Raw genomic sequence first — 6222 nt, forward strand, 5'->3', positions numbered from 1 at the left:
TTCCTTACGACTTCAGCAGGGTGACGAGTTCGGCGACGATCTCCTCGGGGGTGCGCCCGTCGGTGGCCACCGTGATGGTGGCGACCTCGGTGTACAGCGGCCGGCGCTGCTCCATCAGATGTTTGAGGGTGGCCCGGGGGTTGATCGCCAACAGTGGTCGACCGATGCCGAGGTCGACCCGCTTCACCGCGTCGGCCAACCCGACGTCGAGGTGCACCACCCGGTGACCGACCAGCGCCGCCCGGTTCTCCTCGGCCAGCACCGCGCCGCCGCCGAGGGCGAGCACCCCGGTGCAGGAGACCAGCGCCGCCGCCACCGCCGCCCGTTCGAGGGTACGGAAATGCGCCTCCCCCTCGTCGACGAAGATCTCCGGGATCGGCTTGCCCGCGACCCGTTCGATGTCGGCGTCGGTGTCCCGGAACTCGACGCCGAGCGCTTCCGCCAACTGCTGCCCGACGGTGGTCTTGCCCGAACCCGGCGCGCCGACCAGCACACAGACCGGCCGGACGGTACCGGTCATCGGATCACCAGCGCGTTCAGGTAGCCGGTCAGGTTGCGGCGCATCTCGGCGACCGAGTCGCCGCCGAACTTCTCCACCGCTGCCTCGGCCAGCACCAGCGCCACCATCGCCTCGGCGACCACGGCGGCGGCCGGCACCGCGCAGACGTCGGATCGCTGGTTGATGGCGGTGGCGGGCTCGCCGGTGGTGATGTCCACCGTGGCCAGCGCGCGGTTCAACGAGGAGATCGGCTTCATCGCCGCCTTCACCCGCAGCGGCTCACCGGTGGTGATGCCGCCCTCCAGGCCACCGGCCCGGTCGGTGACCCGGCGGACCCCGGTGGCGGTGGGAATGATCTCGTCGTGCGCCTCGGAGCCCCGGGACCGCGCCTGCTGCCAGCCGTCGCCGATCTCCACTCCCTTGATCGCCTGGATCGACATCAGCGCGGTGGCCAGCCGGGCGTCGAGCTTGCGGTCCCACTGGACGTGGCTGCCCAGGCCCGGGGGTACGCCGTACGCCAGCACCTCGACCACGCCTCCGAGGGTGTCGGCGGCCTTCTTCGCGGCGTCGACCTCGGCGACCATCCGGGCGCTGGCCTCCGGGTCGAGGCAGCGCAGCGGGTCGGCGTCGATGCGCTCGGCGTCCTCCGGCCGGGGCCGCAGACCCGGCTTGACGGCGACCGGGCCGAGCTCCACCACATGCGAGACGATCTCGATGTCGAGGGCCTGCCGCAGCAGTGCCTTGGCCACCGTGCCGACCGCGACCCGGGCGGCGGTCTCCCGCGCGCTGGCCCGTTCCAGGATCGGCCGGGCGTCGGTGTGGCCGTACTTCTGCATGCCGGCCAGGTCGGCGTGGCCGGGCCGGGGGCGCGTCAGCGGCGCGTTGCGGGCCTGCTGGGCCAACTCGTCGGGATCGACCGGGTCGGCGGCCATCACGGTGCGCCACTTGGGCCACTCGGAGTTGCCGACCCGGACGGCGACCGGGCTGCCCACGGTCACCCCGTGCCGCAGGCCACCGATGATCTCGATTTCGTCCTGCTCGAACGCCATCCGGGCACCCCGCCCGTAGCCGAGCCGACGGCGGGCCAGCTCCCCGGCGATCTCGGTGGAGGTCAGCTCGACACCGGCGGGCACCCCCTCCAGCAACGCGACGAGAGCGGGCCCGTGTGATTCCCCTGCGGTCAACCAGCGCAACACGGCCATGAGTCTGTCACGCCCGGTGTCCGCCGCGCCGCGCCGCCCGCCGTGTCCCGCCCTACGGACGCGTCAGGGCGGGACCGCCCACGGGCGCACGGGCGTCCGTGAGCGCGGGCGGGCAGGCGGCGGACGGTCAGATGCCCTTGCCGCGCCGGTGCAGGGTACGCAGCACCGTGTCGGCGCGGACGACCCGCCCGGCGACCGCCAGGGCCAGGTAGGCCCGGGGCTCGCGTGGGTTGTGCCGGATGGTCTGTCGGGCCCAGCGCATCGCGCCCCGGGAGTCTCCCGACGCCGCGCGGGCGAAGGCGATCTGGCCGGTGACCCGGGCCTGTCCGGCGGGCTGGCTGGCGAACTCGGGATAGCGTTCCAGAAGCCACTGCAACGCCTCGGAGATGGTGTCCCACCGCTGGGCGAAGTACGACCGCTTGTGCCACCGCACCACCACGTACGGGCTGCGCAGGTTGACCAACGGCGCGCTGCGGGCCGCCCGGAGCAGGAACTCGTAGTCCTCGGCGTAACTGCCCGGGATCTCCTCGTCGACCAGACCGAACCCGTCGCGCAGCGCCGCCGCCCGGATGAGGAAGGTCGACGGGTGCAGCTCGGTCATCCGGTCGCGCAGCAGCTCGGGCAGGCTGATCGAGTCGCGGTCCAGCACCCGCTCGACGGTGTTCCCGTCGTAGCTGACCCGGATGCCGCAGCTGACGAACTCGGCACCGGGTACCCGGGACAGCGCCTCGGCCTGGGCACGCAGCTTGCCGGGCAGCCACTCGTCGTCGTCGTCGCAGAAGGCGATCAGCTCGCCGGTGGCCGCCAGGGTGCCGGTGTTGCGGGCACCGGCCAGGCCGGGGGTGCGGGCGTTGGTGACCACCCGCACCGGCCGGTCCGGGGCGGACAGCTCGGTCAGCGACAGGTCCGGTTCGGACTGGTCGTAGACCACCACCACCTCGACCGGCGCCGGGTAGTCCTGCGCGACGATGGCCCGCACCGCGGCCCGCAGCAGCTCCGGCCGGTTGCGGGTGGGCACCACGGCGCTCACGCTCGGGTACGAGGTCACGACTTCCGCCTTCCGTCCGGGCCGGGTCCGCGCCACGGCCGCCACCAGGGTCGGTGGCGCCGCTGCGCGGCGGCGGCCACCAGGTCCTCGACGATCACTCCGACCCGCCGCACCGCGGCCCGACGTCCGTCGGCCGCATCCGCGTCCACCTCGATGGTGAAGCGGGACGGGTCCGCCAGCCCGGTGGCCAGCGAGTCCAGCAGCTCCTGCCGGGATTCGCAGAGCGCCACCAGACCGGCGGCACCGAGCCGGCGGGCGAACAGCAGTTGGTGGTCGTCGACGTGCTCACCATGAGTCGGGTCGCGGGGCACCACGATCGGCAGGTGCCCGTGCCGACGGGCCTCCAGGATGGTGGCCGGCCCACCGTGGCAGACCACCAGGTCGGCCTGGGCCATCGCGGTCTGCAACTCGGCGTGGCCGAGGAACGGCACCGCGCCGGACAGGTCGTCGGCCCGGGTGTGCCCGTGCTGCACGGTCAGCACGACGGTGCCGGCGACCTCACCGTGCCACTGGCGTAACCAGTCGACCAGCCGGTCGAACGGATGCTTGTCGGTGCCGACGGCCACCAGCACGCGGGGCCAACCGTCGGGGCGCGGCTCGCGGGGCTCCGGCACGCGTACCACCGGCTCGTCGGGGGCCGGGCGGGGTCGCACCGGCGTCGCCCCGTGCCCGTCGCCGCTCACAGCAGCGCCCCCACGACCGTCGCCTCCGGATACTGCCGACGCTGTTCCTCCCACTGCACGAGCATCGCCGACAGGAACGGACGGCACAGCCGGGCGGTCAGCGTCGGGGTGTCGATCCGGTCGTAGACCTCGATGTAGACGGTCGGGATGCGGCGCAGCCAGGCGAGCACGACGAACGGCACCGCCACGCCCGCGCCGGTGGTGACCACCGCGGCGACCCGTCGCCGCCGCAGCACCCGGGCGGCCAACCACGCGTTGCGCAGCAGATTGCCCAGGTGCCGGGTGGTGGGATGGTACGCCGGGACGACGTCCTCCCCGGCCAGCAGCGACAGCGCCTCCGGAGTGTCGAAGGTGACCCAGCATCGTCGCCAGGTCTCGTACCAGGGCCGCAGGGCGAGCAACTGCGCCAGGTGCCCGCCGCTCGATCCGACCAGCAGCAGCACCGGCTGCTCGTCGGCTCCCTTGATGGTGTTGTCCACGTGACTCCCCACAAGTCCGTTTGACGTCTCGGTCAGGTGTGTCGTGCCTGGATGGTGTCCAGCAGGGCGGGATGCAGCGCCGGGTTCCAGCCGGCACCGGCGTTCGCCAGCCGCCAGGTCCGCAGCCACATCTCCAGCAGGTACGCGTCGGCCACCAGTCGCTGCCGGGCCCGGTCCAGCCCCAGCGCGTCGCCGTGCCGCAGCAGCCAGGTGTCGACCTGTCGCGCCGCCTCGGCGGCCGGTTCGCCGCGCAGCACCAACGCGCGCTGGAACGCGTCGTGGGCCAGGTCGAAGCCGACCGGTACGTCCGGTCCGCTGTGTTCCCAGTCCCAGGCGATGAGGTCGCCGCCGTGCCGGCCGAGGTTCCACGGCACCCAGTCGCCGTGCCAGTGGCCGAACTCGACGGTGACGTTCGCGTGCCGACGGGCCAGGTCGGCGACGGCGGCCGACGCCCGGTCACCGACGTCGGTGGCGGCCCGCCGCGCCTCGTCGGTCAGCCGGGCCAGGAACGGCGAGCCGGCCAGCGGCCGGGCCGCTGCCGCCGGGCGGCCCCGGCGGGCCACCGCGAGCAGCGCGGCGAGATCGGGCTCGGTGTCGACCGGTACGCCACGGATGCGCGCGGGCAGCGGCTCGACCACCGCCACCGCCTGCCCGCCCCAGCTGAACTCGGTGAGCAGTCGGGTGGTGCCGGGGTGTCCGGCCGTCCCGGCCAGCCCGGCCACCTCCCGCAGCGCCGCCGCCTCGGCGGTGACCAGCGCCCGCGTCGCGGCGTTCCAGCCGATCTTCGCGTACCCGCGCGGCTCTCCCCGGCTGTCGAACAGTTGCAGCGTCGGCTTGTGGTTCGGGTCCGGTGGCCGCACCCCACAGGCCGCGTGCACCGGCACACCGAGTTCGGCACCGACCCGCTCGGCGAGCAGCACCTCCGCCGGGTCGACCCCGGCGGGCACCGCCACGGTCAGCACGGGAAACGGGGCCCGGTCGACCGCGCCGACCCGAGCCGCCATGCCGAGCACCGCCCGGGCCGCGCGCAGCTTCGCCGGCCGCAGGGCGTTGTACGACAGCAGGGCCGCCGCGGCGACCCGGGGTGAGCCCATCGGCAGCAGGAAACGTGCCCGGGACACCGACGGCACGATCGCGTACCGGGCGGTGACGGTGTGCCCGGGCGGCGGGTCGCCGTCCACGACCACCGCGACCCGGGAGTCGGCGAAGACCGCCCGGGTGACCCAGCCCAGCCCGTCGTCGCGGCACCGGGGGTCGTGCGCGGTCGTGGCCGAGGCGGTCACGCGACCTGGTCCGGCCAGTCGAGCCGCAGCCCCAGCCGCTGCCGCAGCGCCTCGTTGTGCGGGCGGTAGTACTCGGTCAGCTCGGCGCGCAGCGTCGGCTCCAGCGGCGCGGACCGACGGTCGTTGTAGACCTTGAAGTCGGGCAGGTCGAACGGCGGCAGGCCGAGGAAGTCCAGGGTGCGCCGGTAGGTCGCCCGCGCGTCGCGGTAGAGTTCCTCGCTCGGCAGGAAGAGGATCTGGTCGCGGTCGAAACGCTCCAACCACGGCTCCAGGTGCTCCAGGTACCGGCCCCGGGCCCGGTAGGTGTACCAGTCGTAGGGCTCGCTGAAGTACTCCGGTTCGGCGATCAGCCGCTCCCGCTCCCCCGCCGTACGCTCCTCCTCGGCGGCCAGCGCGGCGGCGAAGTCGAGCGGCTCCACGCCGTTGGTCCGCCGCTCCTTCCAGTGCGAGTAGGCCCGCTCCACCGGGTCGCGCAGCAGCACGATCAGCCGCACCGAGGGCATCAACGCGGACACCCGTTCGGCGGCCAGCGGGTGGAACATGTACAGCGGGGCGGCCTCACCGACGCGGACCGGGCCGCCGTGGCGGTTCTCCAGCGCCTCCCGCTGGCGCACGGTCGGGAAGTGCGAGCGGTACCACGCCTCGCCGCGCTTCCAGTGCTCCTCGAAGTAGTGCGAGGCCTTCGTGTTCCAGGCCGGAAAGAGCCGGGGCACCAGCGGATGCTGGATCAGGTAGTTCCACAGCGAGGTGGTGCCGCCGCGTTTGGTGCCGATGATGAGGAAGTCCGGCAACGGTCGGCGATCACTGGTGCGTACCCCGTAGTCGACGAGGCTTTCCCGTACCCGGTTCGTCACCTGGGTCGGCACCAACTGCTTCACCCGGTCCCGAATGGACGACACGACGAACTCACCTGCCCTTCGACGTCCGTGGCGGGGGGCCCCCCGGCCGCCCCCCCCCCCACAGCCACCAAGGGAAACCGCTGGGGCCCCCCCCCCCCGGCCCCGACCAAACACCCCACCCCCAAGCCG

The 6222-nt window shown here is 73.6% G+C and carries 7 protein-coding genes; all 7 read right to left on the reverse strand.

The window, feature by feature from the left end; translation table 11 throughout:
• Window positions 1-4 precede the first annotated feature (4 nt).
• A complete protein-coding gene (locus ACLQ2S_RS22950) occupies window positions 5-520 on the reverse strand; it encodes a shikimate kinase (RefSeq protein WP_155217981.1) in 516 nt (171 codons plus the stop codon).
• Complete coding sequence (gene aroC, locus ACLQ2S_RS22955) at window positions 517-1695, reverse strand: chorismate synthase (RefSeq protein ID WP_425702753.1); 1179 nt, start codon at window positions 1693-1695, stop codon at window positions 517-519. Before aroC ends, ACLQ2S_RS22950 begins: the two co-directional genes overlap by 4 nt.
• 133 nt (window positions 1696-1828) lie before the next feature.
• Window positions 1829-2797, reverse strand: coding sequence for a glycosyltransferase family 2 protein (locus tag ACLQ2S_RS22960; protein ID WP_155217977.1), 969 nt, complete (start codon window positions 2795-2797; stop codon window positions 1829-1831).
• Complete coding sequence (locus ACLQ2S_RS22965; protein ID WP_425702761.1) at window positions 2746-3363, reverse strand: glycosyltransferase; 618 nt, start codon at window positions 3361-3363, stop codon at window positions 2746-2748. Before ACLQ2S_RS22965 ends, ACLQ2S_RS22960 begins: the two co-directional genes overlap by 52 nt.
• Before the next feature lie 65 nt (window positions 3364-3428).
• Entirely contained in the window at window positions 3429-3911 is a 483-nt protein-coding gene (locus ACLQ2S_RS22970) for a UDP-N-acetylglucosamine--LPS N-acetylglucosamine transferase (RefSeq protein WP_425702755.1), read from the reverse strand.
• 32 nt (window positions 3912-3943) lie between these two features.
• Window positions 3944-5194, reverse strand: a complete 1251-nt coding sequence (locus tag ACLQ2S_RS22975; RefSeq protein ID WP_309223238.1) for a hypothetical protein — start codon at window positions 5192-5194, stop codon at window positions 3944-3946.
• Window positions 5191-6093: a sulfotransferase domain-containing protein gene (locus tag ACLQ2S_RS22980; RefSeq protein ID WP_309223237.1), complete on the reverse strand. Its 903-nt coding sequence runs from the start codon at window positions 6091-6093 to the stop codon at window positions 5191-5193. The genes ACLQ2S_RS22975 and ACLQ2S_RS22980 overlap by 4 nt, the downstream gene beginning before the upstream one ends.
• Between the last annotated feature and the right edge of the window lie 129 nt (window positions 6094-6222).

It is taken from the genome of Micromonospora sp. DT48, assembly GCF_049844495.1.
Lineage (GTDB): Bacteria > Actinomycetota > Actinomycetes > Mycobacteriales > Micromonosporaceae > Micromonospora.